Annotated in this window: 19 protein-coding genes and 1 tRNA gene; 7 read left to right on the top strand and 13 right to left on the bottom strand. The window is 31.6% G+C overall.

Features of this window, described 5'->3' with window-relative positions; genetic code table 11:
* Positions 1-66: 66 nt before the first annotated feature.
* On the bottom strand, positions 67-1,224 hold the full coding sequence (locus Q0828_RS06340) for a DegT/DnrJ/EryC1/StrS family aminotransferase (RefSeq protein ID WP_298418666.1): 1,158 nt from the start codon (positions 1,222-1,224) through the stop codon (positions 67-69).
* 98 nt (positions 1,225-1,322) lie between these two features.
* Here Q0828_RS06340 and Q0828_RS06345 point away from each other — a divergent pair, with 98 nt between their 5' ends.
* Together Q0828_RS06345 and Q0828_RS06350 are read left to right on the top strand one after the other, a co-directional pair.
* A complete protein-coding gene (locus Q0828_RS06345) occupies positions 1,323-2,561 on the top strand; it encodes a glycosyltransferase N-terminal domain-containing protein (protein WP_298418668.1) in 1,239 nt (412 codons plus the stop codon).
* A gap of 137 nt (positions 2,562-2,698) precedes the next feature.
* Complete coding sequence (locus tag Q0828_RS06350) at positions 2,699-3,121, top strand: hypothetical protein (RefSeq protein WP_298418669.1); 423 nt, start codon at positions 2,699-2,701, stop codon at positions 3,119-3,121.
* Between the two features lie 68 nt (positions 3,122-3,189).
* Here Q0828_RS06350 and Q0828_RS06355 read toward each other — a convergent pair whose 3' ends face one another.
* The 5 genes from Q0828_RS06355 to Q0828_RS06375 all read right to left on the bottom strand — a co-directional run bounded on the left by Q0828_RS06355 (position 3,190) and on the right by Q0828_RS06375 (position 6,144).
* Positions 3,190-3,426: a hypothetical protein gene (locus Q0828_RS06355; protein ID WP_298418671.1), complete on the bottom strand. Its 237-nt coding sequence runs from the start codon at positions 3,424-3,426 to the stop codon at positions 3,190-3,192.
* A 147-nt stretch (positions 3,427-3,573) separates the two neighbouring features.
* Positions 3,574-3,759, bottom strand: coding sequence for a hypothetical protein (locus Q0828_RS06360; protein ID WP_298418673.1), 186 nt, complete (start codon positions 3,757-3,759; stop codon positions 3,574-3,576).
* Between the two features lie 88 nt (positions 3,760-3,847).
* On the bottom strand, positions 3,848-5,356 hold the full coding sequence (locus Q0828_RS06365; protein WP_298418675.1) for a tail fiber domain-containing protein: 1,509 nt from the start codon (positions 5,354-5,356) through the stop codon (positions 3,848-3,850).
* 355 nt (positions 5,357-5,711) lie between these two features.
* The gene (locus tag Q0828_RS06370; RefSeq protein WP_298418676.1) at positions 5,712-5,960 is read right to left on the bottom strand and encodes a nicotinamide mononucleotide transporter; all 249 of its coding nucleotides are present in this window, start codon (positions 5,958-5,960) and stop codon (positions 5,712-5,714) included.
* Positions 5,961-6,062: 102 nt separating this feature from the next.
* Positions 6,063-6,144: transfer RNA gene (locus Q0828_RS06375), tRNA-Leu, on the bottom strand.
* A gap of 109 nt (positions 6,145-6,253) precedes the next feature.
* Here Q0828_RS06375 and Q0828_RS06380 point away from each other — a divergent pair.
* The 5 genes from Q0828_RS06380 to Q0828_RS06400 all read left to right on the top strand — a co-directional run bounded on the left by Q0828_RS06380 (position 6,254) and on the right by Q0828_RS06400 (position 13,674).
* Positions 6,254-7,642 (top strand): dipeptidase, encoded by a 1,389-nt coding sequence (locus Q0828_RS06380; RefSeq protein ID WP_298418678.1) that lies wholly within the window; start codon positions 6,254-6,256, stop codon positions 7,640-7,642.
* A 328-nt stretch (positions 7,643-7,970) separates the two neighbouring features.
* Complete coding sequence (locus tag Q0828_RS06385; protein ID WP_298418680.1) at positions 7,971-8,342, top strand: BlaI/MecI/CopY family transcriptional regulator; 372 nt, start codon at positions 7,971-7,973, stop codon at positions 8,340-8,342.
* The gene (locus tag Q0828_RS06390; protein WP_298418682.1) at positions 8,339-10,927 is read left to right on the top strand and encodes a M56 family metallopeptidase; all 2,589 of its coding nucleotides are present in this window, start codon (positions 8,339-8,341) and stop codon (positions 10,925-10,927) included. The genes Q0828_RS06385 and Q0828_RS06390 overlap by 4 nt, the downstream gene beginning before the upstream one ends.
* A gap of 115 nt (positions 10,928-11,042) precedes the next feature.
* Positions 11,043-12,485, top strand: coding sequence for a redoxin family protein (locus Q0828_RS06395; protein WP_298418684.1), 1,443 nt, complete (start codon positions 11,043-11,045; stop codon positions 12,483-12,485).
* Between the two features lie 88 nt (positions 12,486-12,573).
* A complete protein-coding gene (locus tag Q0828_RS06400) occupies positions 12,574-13,674 on the top strand; it encodes a DUF4407 domain-containing protein (protein WP_298418686.1) in 1,101 nt (366 codons plus the stop codon).
* 4 nt (positions 13,675-13,678) lie between these two features.
* On the opposite strand, the gene Q0828_RS06405 is transcribed toward Q0828_RS06400, so the two are convergent.
* From Q0828_RS06405 to Q0828_RS06430, 7 genes are all read right to left on the bottom strand, one after another.
* A complete protein-coding gene (locus Q0828_RS06405) occupies positions 13,679-13,903 on the bottom strand; it encodes a hypothetical protein (protein ID WP_298418688.1) in 225 nt (74 codons plus the stop codon).
* A 124-nt stretch (positions 13,904-14,027) separates the two neighbouring features.
* Entirely contained in the window at positions 14,028-14,747 is a 720-nt protein-coding gene (locus tag Q0828_RS06410) for a LytTR family DNA-binding domain-containing protein (RefSeq protein WP_298418690.1), read from the bottom strand.
* Between the two features lie 12 nt (positions 14,748-14,759).
* Positions 14,760-15,083 carry an Hpt domain-containing protein gene (locus Q0828_RS06415; protein ID WP_298418692.1) on the bottom strand — a complete coding sequence of 108 codons (324 nt, stop codon included), beginning with the start codon at positions 15,081-15,083 and terminating at the stop codon, positions 14,760-14,762.
* A 1-nt stretch (position 15,084) separates the two neighbouring features.
* Positions 15,085-17,148, bottom strand: a complete 2,064-nt coding sequence (locus Q0828_RS06420; protein WP_298418694.1) for a PAS domain S-box protein — start codon at positions 17,146-17,148, stop codon at positions 15,085-15,087.
* 149 nt (positions 17,149-17,297) lie between these two features.
* On the bottom strand, positions 17,298-17,711 hold the full coding sequence (locus tag Q0828_RS06425; RefSeq protein WP_298419523.1) for a response regulator: 414 nt from the start codon (positions 17,709-17,711) through the stop codon (positions 17,298-17,300).
* A gap of 235 nt (positions 17,712-17,946) precedes the next feature.
* Positions 17,947-18,132: a DUF1272 domain-containing protein gene (locus Q0828_RS24510; RefSeq protein WP_366523564.1), complete on the bottom strand. Its 186-nt coding sequence runs from the start codon at positions 18,130-18,132 to the stop codon at positions 17,947-17,949.
* A gap of 12 nt (positions 18,133-18,144) precedes the next feature.
* On the bottom strand, positions 18,145-18,516 hold the full coding sequence (locus Q0828_RS06430; RefSeq protein WP_298418695.1) for an MmcQ/YjbR family DNA-binding protein: 372 nt from the start codon (positions 18,514-18,516) through the stop codon (positions 18,145-18,147).
* Positions 18,517-18,560 lie beyond the last annotated feature (44 nt).

Here is an 18,560-nt window from a genome sequence, read left to right on the forward strand (position 1 = left end):
TTGGATATTGAATTTTTAGGCTTTTAGTTTTAGATGTTAAATTCTCAAAACTAAATGATTATAATTTTATCCATTCACAAAATCTAACACAGTTTTTGTGATAAACGCTATTTGATCATCTTCAAGTTCTGTATGCATTGGCAGCGAAATTACTTCTTTCACTAACTGATTGGTTACAGGAAAATCTGCTTCATTGTAACGATCATCTTTGTACGCTTTTTGCAAGTGCAAAGGAATTGGATAATATACTCCACAAGGAATTCCATTATCATTTAAATGTTGCACTAATGCATCTCTATCAACATTTACAACACGTAATGTATATTGATGATATACATGACAATTACAACCACCTTTTTCTGGTTTCCCACATAATTGTGTAGTTTTTGGTGTAATAATTTTATCACTTCCTTTAAATGCTTCAGTATATTTATATGCTGTCATTTGACGTGCTGCATTGTATGCATCTAAATTTGGAAGTTTTGCTCGTAAGATTGTTGCTTGAATAGAGTCTAATCGAGAATTTACACCAACAACATCATGATGGTAACGTTTGTACATTCCGTGATTTACAATTCCTCGAATCGTATGTGCTAAGTCATCGTCATTGGTAAAGATTGCTCCTCCATCTCCATAACAACCTAAATTTTTTGAAGGAAAGAAAGACGTTGAAGCTACATGTCCAATTCCGCCTGCTTTTTTTACACTTCCGTCAGCAAATGTATAACTTGCTCCAATAGCTTGGGCGTTGTCTTCAATGACATATAGGTTATGCGCTTTCGCAATTTCTTGAATCGCGTCCATGTTTGCACATTGTCCAAATAAATGTACAGGCACAATTGCTTTTGTTTTTGGCGTAATTGCTTTACGAATTGCTTCAGGATCTATGTTAAATGAATCTTTTTCTACATCAACAAGTACAGGAGTTAATTGCAATAATGCAATAACCTCAACAGTTGCAGCAAAAGTAAAATCTGCAGTAATGACTTCGTCTCCTGGTTTTAATCCAAGTCCCATCATTGCAATTTGTAATGCATCGGTTCCATTAGCACAAGGAATGACATGCTTTACGTCTAAATATTCTTCTAATTCTTTTTGAAATGCGTGTACTTCAGGTCCGTTTATGAATGCAGAGGATGCAATTACATCTAATACGGATTGATCAACTTGGTCTTTTATTTTTGCGTATTGACCTTTCAGGTCGACCATTTGGATTTTCTTCATTCGTATCTTTCTTTTGTTCTAACAATATTACAAAATTGTACAACGGTAAGCAATGAATTTAAGGGAAAGAATGTATTTTAGCATTAAACTTTTGGCTTTTGTATTTTATCTACAACATATTGATCTATATTACAGGTTTCTTCTTAAAAATAGTTGCATTATTTAATAAGAAACTTGGACTTTTTGTTGCGGGAAGAAAGACCGTTTTTGAAACTTTGTCTAACCAAATTCAATCTACAGATAAAATTATTTGGTTTCATACGGCTTCTTTAGGTGAATATGAACAAGGTTTACCTGTATTGGAAGCATTGAAAAAACAATATCCTACACATACTTTTGTATTAACATTTTTTTCTCCTTCTGGTTATGAAGTAAAGAAAAACAGTAGTGTTGCAGACGTTATTACATATTTACCTTTAGACACAAAAGCAAATGCAAAGCGTTTTTTAGATTTGGTCAAGCCAGAATTGGTTGTGTTTGTGAAATATGAATTTTGGCCAAACTATTTAGCAGCATTAAAAAAACGTAAGATTCATACCATTTCAATTTCTACTATTTTTAGACCTTCGCAAGTATTTTTTAAATCATATGGTGGCTGGATGCGAAAATCACTGCATGCATTTGATCATATTTTTGTACAAGATGAAAATTCTAAAAAATTGCTTGAATCTGTTAATTATACAAACATAACTATTAGTGGAGATACACGTTTCGATAGAGTTTTAGAGATTTTAGAGCGTGATAATTCGCTATCTTTTATTGAAGATTTTAAAGGCGATGCTACCTGCATTGTTATTGGTAGTAGTTGGCAAGAAGATGAAGCTATTTTTGTTCCTTTTATCAATTCGTCTAAGCAAGATTGTAAATATATTATTGCACCTCATAATATTAAATCGCAAGAGATTCAAAAACTTAAACAAAATATTACAAAATCAACCGTTTTGTTTTCTGAGATGGATCAACATAAAAATTTAAATCAGTTTGATGTTTTTATTGTAGATACTATTGGAATTTTAACAAAGATATACAGTTATGCTGACATTGCTTATGTTGGCGGCGGTATGGGTACTACAGGCTTACACAATACATTGGAGCCTGCCGTTTTTGGAATTCCTGTTGTAATTGGCAAACATTATATTGGATTTAAAGAAGCGGAAGATTTGGTTCAACTGAAAGGTGTACTTTCTGTAAAGCTTCAAACTGAATTCTCTACATTGATGACACGCTTGTTGACTGATATTAATTTTAGAAAGGAAGTTGGCGACATTAATCACAACTATGTTCATTCGCATGGAAATGCAAGTGAAATTATTATGAAATACCTCACTAAATTTTAAAGATTTCTCAAAAAATTACCTTTTATCTATTAAAATGACAATTTCAAAGAGTGTTAAAAAGATGTTAAAACATTCTTTGTTTATCCGTAAAAGAAACCTTAACATTGTTATACAATTTAACAATAAATAGAATAGAGATGAAAAAAGTAATTTTAAGAGTAGCGCTTGCTGTTGCATTAGTATTTGGTGTGACTTCGTGTGAAGAAGTAAAAAAGAAAACGGATGATGCAGTTGAAAAAACTGAAAAAGCTGCTAATGATGTAAAAGAAGATGTAAAAGATGCTGCTGACAAAACTAAAGAAACTGTAAAAGATGCTGCTGAAGATGTAAAAGACGCTGCTAACGAAGTAAAAGAAGGAACTGAAAAAGCAGTTAAAGATGCTGTTGATGGAGCAAAAGATGCTGCAAATGATTTAAAAGAAGGAGCTAAGAAAGCTGTTGGAGATGTAAAAGACGCTGCAAATAAAGCTGCTGGAGATGCAAAAGATGCTGCTAACAAAGCTGTAGATGATACTAAAAAAGCAGCTAAAAACTTAAAAGAAAAAGCTACAGGTCATTAAGAACTACTTCTTTTTGATTATAAATTAAAAGCTTCTCCACATGGAGAAGCTTTTTTATTCTGTAGCTACTAACAAATTGGAAGCGTATTTGGGTCTAACTCATTTGTATTAACGCAGCCTACTCTCCTCGTTCTATCGCAATTTACGATTGTTGGAAAACAAAGATTGTTTCCATTTTGATCTTCAAGTGTAAGAATGCAAATGTATATTGAATTTTGTTTTATTCCTCCTATTCCTTGACTTGCGTGTAAGCTAGAAATCGATTTTTTGTTTAACGATAAGTTTTTAATGCTCTTTTTTTTCATGATGTATGATTTTTAATTACACTTGAAGTTAAAAAACTTCAGATTGAGTGTATTACGGATTTACCGTAATTAACATTATTACAGTATGTTTTTAAATAAAAAAGTGAGCATTTTGCTCACTTTTAGTTCACTATTTATAATAATCTGTTATTTACATTTACATGCACTCGCATTGTTTAATGTAAAACAGCCTTCTGACATTGGTGGACATTGTTGTGTACATATCACCGAACAAAGGTTGGAAGTTCTTGTTCCTCCTTTTATATTATCTGTAGCTAAATTAGATACAATGCTTTTTTTAAATACGATTTTTTTGATTTCTCTTTTTTTCATGATTTTAAATTTTATAAATGAAACTATTGTAAGCAATTAAGTTTTTATGTAAATAATGTGGGACAAAATAAATGCTATGATTTAAAAATTATTTTACAATCATCTTTTTAGTAACCATTATTTCTCCGTTAGAAACTAAGCTATAGATAAACATTCCTTTTCCAATTTCACTTGAATTGATAGTCACTTGTCCTTTTTGATTTGTTAGATTATAATCTCTAATGAATTTCCCTGCCATATCGAATACTGAAATTGCTGCTCTTGTATTATTTGGTAAAGCATAGTTTACAACCGTTTGATTTGTAAAAGGATTCGGTTTGTTTTGCTCCATTGAAAAATCAAGCTCGTCATCTTTTACCTTATCTAAACTATTTTTACTGCTAGATTGCTCCTTTTTAATTGTTTCGAGTTCATTTTCTAATGCTATAACTTTTTCGTTCATTTCTTTTAAACTAGATGTTAAAACAGAAATCATCCCAACATAATTGACAGCTTTATACTCGTATGTACCAGTCTCTTTATTTTCTTTATCTATAATTGGTTTATTAATTGTAGTCACTAATTCAGGAAAAATTTTTTCAAGGTTTTGTGCTAAAAATCCATGCTGCAATCCTTCAGGTAAATTCAATTGATCATTTGGTTTAAATGTATATGTTACTGCATCTAACTGCGCTAGTTTTTCTAATACATTTTCTTCGTCTTTAATGTTTTCTTTAAATTTTTTGTCAGAAACTGTAAAAGTTCCAGTTACAAAAACATTTCCATTAAAATATCCTGCATATCGGTTTGTAGAAGTTGATGCGCTTCCGTATATGGCAGCTCCAAAACCAGTTGGTCTAGCACCAGTGGAACTACTAGAAATACTTCCTCGAACACCATACGTACTTCCAGTTGCACTACCCGTAACAAAAGCAGTCAATCCGTTACTCTGAAATGCATCATTAATTCTAATATTAATTCCAGTATCTGCGTAAGCACCACCACTACTACGAATATCTAAACCGTTTTTTATGTAACAAGAAAAATTATTAATAGATTTAAACCCTGTAACAGAACCGCTTGAAGTAGCATTATTTTCTGCGGTTACACCTGTACGAGTACTACCTATATCTGTATAATCAACACCTACTCTGGTTGAGTTTGTAGTAAGTGGAGTTCCAAAAAATGTTCTACCATCATTTGTCATAGTTGTAACTAATGTAGAAGTTGTAGATGTAAAGCTATTCGCTACTCTAAACTCTAGATCAGTTCCAGAAGCGAAAGAATCGCCAATCCATTGTATTCTAGGATTGATATCATTGGTATCTTGATATCCCATAGTTAACGCTCTATTTTTTAGCTGAAAGCGTAAACCAAATACTTGTTGACTTCCGGTATTTAATTTCCCAATAGAAAACCATTGACTTGTATTAAAATCGAAAGCAGTACCAGCATCTAATTGCGTTACCAAACCTGGCTGGAACCTAAAAATTTCTTGTCCTCCGAATTGTTGTGGTATTGGATTAAAAATTGCAGGTTGCACATTTCCTGCTGATTGATTTTGTGCAAATGAAAACACACTAAAGAATAGTGCGAGCATTAAAGTAACTTTTTTCATAAGTCTTGTGTTTTTGGTTAATTTTGTTTAAATATATTTACAAAAAGTTAAACAAAATTACGGTTTAACCGTAAAAATACCTCATTATCAGATATTTATGATTTTATTAACATTTTATATCTATAGAGTTAAATACAATAATTATATACGTAAAGCCTTTATTAAAGTTCTACAAGGTTGAAAATATACTTAATTACCAGAACCATGCAGGCATAAAAAAACTCTTTAAAACTTAAAGAGTCTTGAAGTGTATTTCTGTTTATAGAAATTAAGTTTACAATTATTTTCTATCAAACAATAAGTCTTTTTTAACCAGAACAATAGATTTTTTCTAATTGCAAAAAACTACTTGATTCTACGAAGATTCAATTTTATTGACTTTTCTCCATTTTAAATATCCTCTGACCATTAATAAAAAGTTGATAAAATGCATGACAGCTAAGAACCATAAAGAAGTCATTATACAAACAATAGTCGCCAATAGTTGCCCAATTGCCATTATTGAGAATCCTTTAAGACTTTTCCGATTCATTAACTCAAACGCTACTAAAATTAAAATAGCTGAAGCAATTTCTATAATAGTTTTTGGGAACTCAAATTCCATAACATCTAAAGTTATAAGATTATTAAACTTTAAATATAGTAAAGTTCGAAACTGTATTAAATAAAAAAAGCCGAAGTTTAGAACTTCGGCTTTCGCTTGTTGTGCGGGTGAAAGGACTCGAACCTTCACACCGTGAGGCACTAGATCCTAAGTCTAGCGTGTCTACCAATTTCACCACACCCGCAAATGTGGGTGCAAATATAAAGAAGATTTTCAATATTCAAAGGAAGTCACAACTATTTTTACTACTTTTTTTAGTACTTTTGAGTATCTAGATAAATTCAATATATTACATGAATACTATAAAATCTTATGTTGAAGCGCATAAACAACGTTTCATTGATGAACTCATCGAACTTTTAAAAATTCCCTCAATAAGCGCTGATCCAGCCTATACACAAGATGTAATTGATACTTCAACTGCTATCAAAGTTAGCTTAGAAAAAGCTGGTTGCGACCATGTTGAAATCTGTGAAACACCGGGATATCCTATCGTTTACGGGCACAAACATATTTCTGACGATTTACCAACAGTACTTGTATATGGACATTATGACGTACAACCGCCAGATCCATTAGACTTATGGGAAAGTGGACCATTTGAACCTATTATTAAAAAAACAGAAATTCATCCTGAAGGTGCAATTTTTGCCCGTGGATCTTGTGACGATAAAGGCCAGATGTACATGCACGTAAAAGCATTGGAGTTAATGAACGAAACTGACCAATTGCCATGCAATGTAAAATTCATGATTGAAGGGGAAGAAGAAGTCGGTTCAGAAAGTTTAGCTTGGTTTGTAGAACGCAACCAAGAAAAATTAGCCAATGATGTTATTTTAATTTCCGATACTGGCATGATTAGCAATACGCAACCATCAATTACAACAGGTTTACGCGGATTAAGTTATGTAGAAGTTGAAGTTACAGGACCAAATCGTGATTTACACTCAGGATTATATGGTGGTGCTGTTGCAAATCCAATTAATGTATTAACAAAAATGATTGCTTCTTTACATGATGAAAACAATCATATTACCATTCCAGGTTTTTACGATAAAGTAGAAGAGTTATCAAAAGAAGAACGTGCAGAAATGGCAAAAGCGCCATTCTCCCTTCAAGAATACAAAGATGCACTAGATATTGATGATGTATATGGTGAAGCTGGTTACACAACAAATGAACGCAACTCTATTCGTCCAACTTTAGATGTTAACGGAATTTGGGGAGGATATACAGGTGAAGGAGCAAAAACGGTTATTGCAAGCAAAGCATATGCTAAAATTTCTATGCGTTTAGTACCAAATCAAGATTGGCGTGAGATTACGGAACTTTTTAAAACGCACTTTGAAAGTCTAGCGCCAAAAGGTACGACCGTTAAAGTAACACCACATCATGGTGGACAAGGCTATGTAACGCCAATTGACAATATTGGATACCAAGCAGCTAGTAAAGCCTATGAAGATACATTTGGTGTTCCTGCTATTCCACAACGTTCAGGAGGAAGCATTCCTATTGTTTCTCTATTTGAAAAAGAACTCAAAAGTAAAACGATTTTGATGGGATTTGGACTTAATAGTGATGCCATTCACTCACCAAATGAACATTTTGGAATCTTCAATTACCTGAAAGGAATCGAAACTATTCCACTGTTCTATAAATACTTTACAGAACTTTCTAAGTAAGAAAGAATACATACAATTTACAAAATCCGCTTCGTGCGGATTTTTTTATGGGCGTTTCCTCCAAAGTACACTTAGCGTAGCAGAAGTGTACTTTGGAGGTCAGGCTTGCGGCAGTCGCTCTCTTTGAGGAGCTCCAACAATACCGCCATCCTTAACGCAAAACGAAATATTTTACCTCTACACTTGTAGAATTAAATTTTATATTCTACATTTGTAGAGTAATATTACAGTAATTGTTACAAACTGTGCTGTTTTTATTTTGATGTCGACCAAAACAAAAACATTCACTTTTAGAAACAATTAAAAAGATGAACTAAAATTTTGACGTGTGAAACTATCTAAAACAGAAGAACAATTGATGCAGCATTTATGGAAACTCGAAAAAGCATTCATGAAAGATATTTTGGAACAATACAACGAACCAAAACCTGCAACAACAACGATTGCAACTTTATTGAAACGCATGACAGATAAAGGATATGTTTCCTACGCAACGTTTGGAAAATCAAGAGAATACTATCCATTAATAAAAAAGGAGGATTATTTTTCCAATCATTTAAATGGATTAATCAAAAACTTCTTCAATGATTCTGCATCACAATTTGCTTCTTTCTTTACCAAAGAAACCAACTTGTCCGATACTGAGTTAAAAGATTTACGAAAGATTATCGATCAACAAATAAAAGACAACAACAAATGATTACATATATTATCAAATCAGGATTGTGTATCGCATTGATTTTGCTTGTGTATAAAGTTCTTTTAGAACGTGAACGCATGTACAAATTCAATAGATATTATTTACTTTTCGGATTGTGTTTTGCGCTTGTAGTACCTTTTATTACGATGGAAGTCACTACTGAAATTCCTGTTGTCGAAAATACAAACGTGATCAATTTTGAAGATGAAAATTTTGCAGAAGCAATTCCATTAGCAAATGAAACGAATCAAAATACTTCAAGCTTTTCAATATGGATAGTTCTTTTAGTGAGTTTGTATGTTATTGGTTACTTAGTATTCTTTTTACGTTTTATGAATAATATTTATCAAATTTTCTATAAAATTACGCGAAATGTAAAAGCATTGTACAAAAAAGCATCGCTCGTTTTACTGAAAGAAGATACACTTCCGCATACATTTTTACATTATATATTTATTGAAAAAGAAGCATATGAAACAAAAAATATTGCTGAAGAATTGTACACGCATGAACTTGCGCATGTAACACAAAAACATACGCTAGACATTATTTTTATTGAATTGATTCAAATTGTATTTTGGTTCAATCCGTTACTTATATACTACAAAAAAGCAATTCAGCTCAATCATGAATTTTTAGCTGATGATGCTGTAATAAAATCAAATATTCAGATTCCTCATTATCAACAATTATTACTTGATAATGCCAGCTGGAATCATAACTTATATTTAGCCAGTAATTTAAATTTTTCTGTAACTAAAAAAAGACTACAAATGATGACAAAACATACATCCAGAATTCGTACTTGGCTTTTTGCCACACTTACGATTCCAATTTTTATAGGTGCTTTATTTTTATTTAGCACAAAAATAATTGCTCAAGAAACTGCTACTACTGCTGCGGTGATAATTGAAATCCCTACGCAAGAAGCACAGATTATCATTCAGGAAGATTCAAAAGCTGCATATTATAAAAATGCTACATTTATTTTTGAAGATGAAAATGGAAACAAAACTTCTAAGAAATATGCTGAACTTACACAAGAAGAAAAAGCAAGGTTATTGCCAGTTCCAAAGACACCGTTGGCAAATCGTCCAACTTCAACACTTTTAAACAATTGGAAAAACAAAAAAGAGTTTGCCGTTTGGGTTGATGGAAAAGTTATTGAAAACGCTACAGTTTCAAACTATAACTTAGTGCATTATATAGAAAGTTTTGTACACAAAAATGCACGTAGTAAACGTTTTCCACAAGCACATCAAATAAATTTATACACAGCAAATGGTTTCGAATCCTTTAAGAAGAAAATAGCAAGTTTTTTACCGGAAGGCGCTGTTTTACATTTTAAAAAAGGGAAACACAGTAAAAAAGTAGGCACAACTACACCAAAAGCATTAAATGCAAAAGGCGAGCTAGCTGAAACAAAAGAAGAAAAAGGTATTCAAAATAAAAAAGACATTGTAATTCATATTAATAAGAACGGAAAGTTTCTTGTCAACTATGAGCATATGGGAGACCAAAAACAGCTTAATGGTTTTATTAAAACTGAACTTGCTAAAATTCAACATAAAAAAGCTAGAACAGGTTTAATTATTTATGACGGATATAATAAAAAATCGCTTACTTCTGCTATTGCTGAAGCAAAAAAAGCATTAAGAAAATTTAAAATTCTTAATATTGATCTTATGAGTTCGGCAGATGTTCCACCACCACCGCCACCTGCTCCTAAAAAGCCAATAGTTATAGAGGTAACTGAAGTTAATACTCCAAAACCCAAAAAACCTGTTGTTATAGAAGTAACTGAGGTAAATGCTCCAAAACCAAAGAAACCTGTTGTTATAGAAGTAACTGAAGCAGCTATGCCAAACGTTACTGAAAAAAAAGCAAAAGACATTGGTAAGATGCACCAAAATATCCGAGGGGAAGAGTTAAAAACAATGTCTATTAACGGTAAAAAACATTATTACATCATCAAAAATGGTGTGAAGTACATTTATAATGAAGATAGTCAGTTGGTAGATGAAAAAGGAAATGTGATTCCACCGCCTCCACCAAGAAAAAAAGATGGAAAAGCCAGCTTAAAACAAGTTAATTCAGCGTCTAAAAAAACAACTAAATGGAAAGATGTAGCTTATTTTTCTGAACAAGAACAAGGAAAAGAAACTGGTTACGTGACGATTAATGGAGAGACTTATTATTATACTACAAAAAATGGACAGCGATTAGTTTACAATCGATATGGACAACCTGTAGATAAAAACGGAAAAGTGATTCCTCCACCACCGCCAAAAAAGAAAGTAGGCGCCAACAAAAAGAGAAAAAAAGGGGAAAGAACTCCTTTAGTTGGCGTAAAGCATGTTCCTGATGAAAACGCAACAGTAACAACATTTCCAACTGTAAATGCAGGTAATATTGTAGCACATGTAAAAGTAATGAATAGACATAATGCTGTGTTTTATTACAATGAAAAAAGAATTACATATAGAGAAGCATTACGCATGGTTCGAAAGAATAAACACATGCATGTATATTCACAATATGAAACAGAAAAAACGAGTGCTTTTGTGAAACTTACAGATTCATAATTGTAGACATAATTCCTATTAAAAAAGTTCTTATACTAGATTTAAGCAAAATCTTGAATAAGAACTTTTCTTTTTTGTATATCTTTAAAACATCAATTAGATAACCAATCTCACCATGAAACAATTCATTTTTTCACTCTGTCTGCTTTTTTGTATTTCTTGTACAAAAGAAGAAGAAAAACCAGCTTCTATTAAAGTCAAAACAGATGCGATTGCATTTATAGAAGTTAGAACTCCTATTGATGGAATTACACTTTGGAATAATAAAACGGATACAATTTATGCAAATGATGAAAATGAATTTTTATTCACTAAAAATATTAAAATACCTGAATTTGTATCTATTCAAATTGGGGATCAACGATTGAAATCAATTTTACTTCCTGGTAAAGATGTAACAATTACTTCACTTGATTCTGCCTATGTTTTTGAAGGAACAAACAAAGCCGGAATGCAGTTTTTTAATGATGTAGATAGACCGTATTTTTCTATGACGGAATCTAATAAATTCAGAAACGATACAACTGCAGTTCAAATAGAAGAAAAAATAAAACCTTTAAAAGCTGCTGAATTAGAAAAACTTCAAACGCTTGTTGAGGCAAAAGAAATAGATGCAGATTTTGAAACCATTCTTAAGCAAGAAATCAATTATTTTTATGCCTTACGCATTTCGCAAATTGTTACTGTAAAACAATATGCAAAAACTCCAATTGCGGATGACTTAATTGCATTGTTAGAAAAAACAGTACAGGAATATCCATTGACAACTACTTATAAAACTAGTACTTGGAACAAGTATGCAGAAACAGTTTTAAGAGAAAAAGCATTGTATGAAGTGCTTACTTCTGGAACAATTACGAAGGATACATTACAAAATTATTATTTAAAAGATAAGTTGCACCCTTTTTATTACAACTTAATTAGTTCTTATAAAGATAAAGCTGTAGCTGAAAAAGCCTCTGCAAACTATATCATTGGTGAAGCAAAACAGACAAAATTTGAAAAAAGCTTGATTTCGGTATATGAGCAATTTCAAATTGATTTTCCAAACAGTCCATATGAATCATACTTAGCACCTGATATTCAAAAAATTCGTGATTATCACGAAAAAATTTCTGGGAATATGCCAACTAATGTAAAATTCTATGAAAATGAAAATGTTGCAAGCTTAAATGATTTAATAGCCGATTTAAAAGGAGAGAAATACTATATTGATCTTTGGGCGACTTGGTGCAGTCCTTGTAAAAGAGAATTTAAACACAATGATGTATTGAATGCTTTACTTAAAGAAAAAGGATATAAAAAGCTTTATATTTCTTTAGATAAGCCAGAACAACGTACGAAATGGGAACAAGACATTAAGTATTTTGAGTTAGGCGGTTTGCACTTGTTAGCTAGTAAAGAATTTTTTGCAGATTTTGAAGCAAATCATTCATTAGCAAATGGCTATATTACAATTCCTCAATATTTGATTATTGATAAAAAAGGGAATTTAGTTACAAATGATGCACCTAGACCAAGTCAAATAGAAAAACTTCGCGCATTCTTAGAAAAATAATAGTGCTCTCATAAAAAAGTAAGCAAAAGTTTGTAACATTTCTATGAATTTTGCGTTCTAATAGTATCATCATTCAAAAGACTTTTTTATGTTAAAACAATTTTTCCTCGTTTGTTCGGGCGTAGACCTCAACTTGGTACGTGACTGTAGCGATGGCGAACAAACCAAATATGTCGGAATTGGCGCTACTGTATTTTTTACCGCATTAATGGCTTTTATTGCAAGTGGTTACGCATTATATACTGTTTTTGACAATCCATTCGCAGCTATTGGTTTTGGGCTTATTTGGGGATTATTGATTTTTAATTTAGATCGCTTTATTGTTTCTACACTTCGAAAAAGAGATAATAAGTTTGATGAAATTCTACAAGCCACACCACGTATTATTCTGGCTATCATTATTGCCGTTGTTATTTCCAAACCATTGGAATTAAAGATATTTGAAAAAGAAATTAATCAAGTTTTATTAGAACAAAAAAATGAACTCACACTTGCTAATAAAACGCAAATCGCTCAGCAATATACTCCTGAAATTGAAAAAATTAAAAATGAAATTACACAGTTAAAAAGCGATGTTGTTACAAAAGAGAATGAAGTAAACGATTTGTATGAAACGTACATTGCTGAAGCCGAAGGACGCAAAGGAACTGAACTTCTTGGAAAAGGTCCTGTGTATAAAGAAAAAAGAGAAAAGCATGATGCTGCTTTGCTAGAACTACAAAGTTTACGTACAGAAACAAATGGTAAATTAGCCGTAAAAGAACTTGCTATTGCAGATTTAATAGAAAAGCAAAAAACACAAGAAGCTACTTCGCAACCAATCATTGACGGCTTTGATGGTTTAATGGCACGTGTAAACGCTTTAGGCGAATTGCCCTGGCTTCCCTCCTTTTTTATCTTTTTATTATTCTTAGCTGTTGAAACATCCCCAATATTTGCAAAATTATTTACTTCAAAAGGTGAATATGATGTAAAATTACAAGATGCAGAAGATGCTGTAAAAACTTGGGTTGCACAGAAAGTACATCAGCGAAAAACTTTGTTAGATACTGACATTTCCTTAAATAATAAAGTATATACCGATATTGCTGAAGAGGAAGAATTATACACACATAAACGCAAAAAAGCACGTGAATTAATGAAATTACAAGCGGATGCTTTTTTCAATTTACAGAAGAAACAATTCTAAGTCGCTAATTCGATAAACTTTTTAAATGTCGGATCATTCGTTGTTGAGCTTTGGCTTGTGCAATTTGCAGGCTTGTTGCAAATTCGCTTTCTGTTATTGCCCTGTAAAGTACTTCGCCGTTTTTATAAACGATCCACCAATATTTACTTTCTTGGATATATTCGGCTTTTAAATGGTAGCCATCTTCGGTAATGACTTCCTTGAATTTTTTATCTCCTTTCCATCTCATTGTTATATAGGCTATTTTTTGGAGAGAAAAAATAAGAAAAATAATGTATTTATTCTAAGTTACTGACGTTAAATGTTCTAAAGGCAAGCAAAATAGATTTTTAACTCTTGTAATTTGTTCTCTATTATAAAAGATTCAAACGCTGCATTAACTCTTTTTTATTGGCTCTACTTACAGGAATTACATCTTGTTTTATCAATACACTATTGTCTTCAATATCTACAATTTTAGTTGTATTAATAATATATGAACGATGTACTTTAAGAAATAATGAATTTGGTAACTTCTCTTCTATTTTTTTTAGTGTAGAATGTACAATATAGTTTTTGTCTTCTGCTTTTATTTTTATGTAATCGCCTTTGGCTTCTATAACGCAAATATCAGGAATATTTATTTTTACCAAGCGACGATCAATGTTTACATACAAATCGTTTCCTACACTTGCTGTATCATCAGATGCTGTCAATACAGGCTCTTCAGGTTTAGCTGGTGCGCTTCTATCTTTCATACGATCAACAGCTTTTGTAAAACGTTCTGGAGTAATTGGTTTTACTAAATAATCAACAACACAATCGTACTCAAAAGCATCTAATGCAAAGTTTCTGTCTGATGTTGTCAATATAATTTGTGGTGGATTTTTCAATGTTTGAATAAAGTCAAAGCCAGAAAAAGTTGGCATATGAATGTCTAAAAAAATAAGATCAACTGTTTCTGAATTTAAGTATTTAATAGCATCAATTGCATTATCAAATTCTTTTTCAATAACGAGTTCTTCTATTTTTTTACAGAGCTGTCTTGTAATTGCTCTTGCTGTTGCTTCATCATCAACAATTATACACTTCATAAGTAGGTAGGCTTAAATTTTAGTTAAAAAATTCTCCATGTTTTGCAAGATTTTCATAAACATATCATATCCACTTGAATCTTCTTCTTTTAGAGATTCTTCAAATGAAACGGCAAACTCATAGCTTTTTACAAGTCCCAAAATACTAATTTTATGTTTAATTTTATGCACGTGTTCGGCAGAAATTTTATAGTTTTTATCAAGTATGCTTTCCACAAACGCTGCTTTTTCTATTGGAAGCTCTCTTTTTAAGATCGCAATCATGCTTGCTTCAAACTCTTTATCTCCATCAGAAAGCATGTGTATATATGATAAATTTGGCGTGTCTAACTGCATATTATTTCTTTATTGTAAAAAAGAATTTTGTTCCTTCTCCTTCTTCTGATTCTACATAGATTTCCCCACTATAGAGCTCAATAATTTTTTTCACGATAGATAAACCAATTCCAGTTGATTTCCCTTTTTCATTAAGTGTTTGGAATATTTTAAATATTTTATCGTGATAATTTTTAGCTATCCCAACACCATTATCTTCTACTGAAAATTTCCAAAAGTTTTTATGTTCTTCAAAAGTTACTTCTATTTTTCCTTCTTCTTTATCAACATAATTAATTGCATTACTTATCAAGTTTTGAAACACTTGTTTAATACGTGTTTTATCTGCTTGTATTATTGGCAATTCTTCAGGATATATAAATTTGATGTGTTCAGGAATGTATAAAATTGTTTGAATATCTTCTAAAACTTCTTGAACATTTACGCTTTGAACCGTAATAACGTTTTTATCGCTTACGCTAGAATAACGCAAAATACCATCAATAAGCGCATCCATTTGTTCTAATTTATTGTTTAGCTTATCAAATGTTTCTGTGGCATCATCGTCTAAGACCTCTTCATAATCTTCCTGAAACCAAGAAATTAATGCATTTATACTTCGTAAAGGTGATTTTAAATCGTGTGAAACAATATGTGCAAAATCTTGAAGCTCTTTATTACTTCGTTGTAGATTTTCGAGCAATTCTTTGTTTTGACTTTCAGCTTCAATCGTACGTTCTAAGTTTGCCGCATTTGTCAATTGAATTGACACCAAATCTGCTACATTTTTAAGTAATCGTAGGTGTTGTTTTGTAAAAAACTTTTTTGCTGAATTTTCAGAATCTATCACACCAATTACTTCTCCACCTACAATGATAGGAACCGTAATTTCAGAATATCTTCTTTTGTCATCTATCACATATCGATCATCATTACTTGTATCATGAATCAATTCTGCTTTTCCAGTTTCGGCAACATGTCCAACAATACCTTTTCCGAAAGGAATAAAGATTTTATCTATAATTTCTTTATTCTCATCCACTTTTGCACCATAGCCTGCAATTTGCTCGAGCACTTTGTTTTCTTTATTTACAAGATATACCACACAATCTTCAAATTCTAAATCACGTGCAATCACATTGGCAATTTCCCATGCAATGTCATGAATATTTAGTTTTCCAATAAATGAACGTGTCAAGTTGTTGAGAGTATTCAACATTAGGCGTCTTTTGTGCTTTTCTGTTATATCTTGCACAAATGCTAATTGATATTTTATACTGCCTGAAGCATCTCTAATTGCTGAAACGTTGGTTTTGGATAAGAAATAGGTTCCGTCTTTACGTTTGTATTTCTCTGTAAGATCGTATCGATCTATTTCTCCAGAAACCATTTGATCGTAATACATTCTGGATTCTTCATGCGCTTCTTCATATGATAAATCCTCCACAGGAACACCAAATAATTCTTCTTCAGTTTGCTGTGTAAACTTCTGAAATGCTCTATTAGTTTTTACGATTTTTCGATCTTGCGCCAATACAATTCCAGCTAATGAATTATCAACAATAGCGGTTAATTGTTCTTGTTGTTCATCAAAAACTGTTGTATCTTTTTTTGCTTGGGTAATATCGCGTACAATTCCTTGTGCTGCAATAATACGTCCTTCCTCATTGTATATAAGGCTCGAATTAATTTGAACCCATTTTACTTCTTTCGTTTTTGTATAAACTCTGGCTTCATAGTTTTCAAAAGAACCATCTTCAATCAGTTTTGCAAAAGAATTCATTGCATACTCAAAATCATCTTTATATATGATGTTTAATACATTGAAGTCTTCATTCTTTATATTGTATCCAAAAAGTTTAACGGCTGCGTCATTCATTTTGATGACATTTCCCATAATATCCATCAAAATAAAAGAGTCGAGAATGTTTTGAAAAACTCCATCAAATTCAATGGTTTTTTTCTTAAGCGCTTCTTGTACTTCTAAAAGCTCACTTGTACGGTGCAACAAAATTGCTTCCGCTTTTTCACGTGCTTTTTTTTCGTTTTGTAGCGCTAGTTTTAGGGTTTCGATCGGGTCTTTCATTCAACGCAAATCTAAATTGATTCATAATTTGCGCTTGAATATACTAAATTCCGTATAAATTTTAGACGTTTAACCTAATTAACCGACGATCTGCACACTTTGCAAAAAGTGTGTTAATGCAATATTTTGAGAAATAGGGGAATTATAATTTAGAAAGTAATGACTTCATTTACCATCCAATAGTCAATAACTCGTTGAATTTTAAGAATGTAATCTTCGTATCGTAATGGTTTTATAATATAACCTGCAATTCCAAGTTTGTAACTTTCAAGCATATCTTTATGATTGTTAGAAGTTGTTACAATAATTGCTGGAATATAACGCAAATGTTCGTCCTGCTTAAGTTCTTTTAAGAATTCAAGTCCGTTCATTTTTGGCATGTTCAAATCGAGCAAAATGACATTTGGAAGCTCTTCCTTTTTTTTCAAAATAGCAAGTGCTTCTTCTCCATTCTTAGCTTCAAGTATACGATGTTTAAATCCTAATTTTTTCAAGGATCTTTTAAACTTCATAACTTCAATCTCGTCATCCTCGATGAATAAAAACGAAAGATTTTCTACCATTGGTGTTAATGTTATATCTCCAATCACAACGTAAATTTCTTGTTTATATGTTAGATAAAAAACATCTTTCGATTAAAGTAGTTTTAAAATAGGTCGAATGGTATTTTAAGCTAGATTAATGGTTTTCCTGAATAAGTGTTTTTCGTCGATTACCTATTGTTTTCAGTGATGTTCTTACAATGCCTTTCTAAATATGTAGGATTATAAACACGTTTTAAACTTGGCAGATATTTTGCTAATAATCGTTTCTCACGAATTGTCTTTTTGTAAAATTGCCTTCACAATTTGAACGTGTATTGTGAAGAATTGTAGTTACACATTCTTTATAATATATACATTCAAATGTACAAATAAATACAGCTGTGGCATCAAAAGGTATATCTTTATCACAATGCTCACAACTGCGTCTAATTTCTAGCACATCTTTATGATGTTATTCATAATTTTTGAGTTCAGCTTGTTGTTTCTTTGTCATGCCTTTTACTACTAATTCATAGGAATGATCTATTAATTCTTGAACAAATTCATTGGAAAGTTCGTGTTGAAATAGTTCTATGGTATTCCAATGTTTTTTGTTCATATGAAACCCAGGTGTTATACTTTCATATGTTTCACGAAGTACTACTGATTTTTCAGGATTGCATTTAAGATTTATTGATGCCAATCCTTGCTCCCACTTTTTTAATGAGGTTAATGCAAACATTTTCCCTAAAACTTTAAATACTAGCGTATTTTCATCAAAAGGAAACTCTTCTGTAACAGCAGGTTTTGAAATACAGTATTCGCGAAGCAGCTCAATATTCATACAATTAATTTGCACACAATATATAAAAAACCTTTGAATAGGAT

This window comes from uncultured Kordia sp., from assembly GCF_947496985.1.
Classification (GTDB): Bacteria; Bacteroidota; Bacteroidia; order Flavobacteriales; family Flavobacteriaceae; genus Kordia.

Excerpts from the sequence above, each read along its gene's own strand:
- Q0828_RS06340 (WP_298418666.1), bottom strand. The coding sequence starts at position 1,224 with ATGAAGAAAATCCAAATGGTCGACCTGAAAGGTCAATACGCAAAAATA.
- Q0828_RS06350 (WP_298418669.1), top strand. The coding sequence starts at position 2,699 with ATGAAAAAAGTAATTTTAAGAGTAGCGCTTGCTGTTGCATTAGTATTT.
- Q0828_RS06355 (WP_298418671.1), bottom strand. The coding sequence starts at position 3,426 with ATGAAAAAAAAGAGCATTAAAAACTTATCGTTAAACAAAAAATCGATT.
- Q0828_RS06360 (WP_298418673.1), bottom strand. The coding sequence starts at position 3,759 with ATGAAAAAAAGAGAAATCAAAAAAATCGTATTTAAAAAAAGCATTGTA.
- Q0828_RS06365 (WP_298418675.1), bottom strand. The coding sequence starts at position 5,356 with ATGAAAAAAGTTACTTTAATGCTCGCACTATTCTTTAGTGTGTTTTCA.
- Q0828_RS06370 (WP_298418676.1), bottom strand. The coding sequence starts at position 5,960 with ATGGAATTTGAGTTCCCAAAAACTATTATAGAAATTGCTTCAGCTATT.
- Q0828_RS06380 (WP_298418678.1), top strand. The coding sequence starts at position 6,254 with ATGAATACTATAAAATCTTATGTTGAAGCGCATAAACAACGTTTCATT.
- Q0828_RS06390 (WP_298418682.1), top strand. The coding sequence starts at position 8,339 with ATGATTACATATATTATCAAATCAGGATTGTGTATCGCATTGATTTTG.
- Q0828_RS06395 (WP_298418684.1), top strand. The coding sequence starts at position 11,043 with ATGAAACAATTCATTTTTTCACTCTGTCTGCTTTTTTGTATTTCTTGT.
- Q0828_RS06400 (WP_298418686.1), top strand. The coding sequence starts at position 12,574 with ATGTTAAAACAATTTTTCCTCGTTTGTTCGGGCGTAGACCTCAACTTG.
- Q0828_RS06405 (WP_298418688.1), bottom strand. The coding sequence starts at position 13,903 with ATGAGATGGAAAGGAGATAAAAAATTCAAGGAAGTCATTACCGAAGAT.
- Q0828_RS06410 (WP_298418690.1), bottom strand. The coding sequence starts at position 14,747 with ATGAAGTGTATAATTGTTGATGATGAAGCAACAGCAAGAGCAATTACA.
- Q0828_RS06415 (WP_298418692.1), bottom strand. The coding sequence starts at position 15,083 with ATGCAGTTAGACACGCCAAATTTATCATATATACACATGCTTTCTGAT.
- Q0828_RS06420 (WP_298418694.1), bottom strand. The coding sequence starts at position 17,148 with ATGAAAGACCCGATCGAAACCCTAAAACTAGCGCTACAAAACGAAAAA.
- Q0828_RS06425 (WP_298419523.1), bottom strand. The coding sequence starts at position 17,711 with ATGGTAGAAAATCTTTCGTTTTTATTCATCGAGGATGACGAGATTGAA.
- Q0828_RS06430 (WP_298418695.1), bottom strand. The coding sequence starts at position 18,516 with ATGAATATTGAGCTGCTTCGCGAATACTGTATTTCAAAACCTGCTGTT.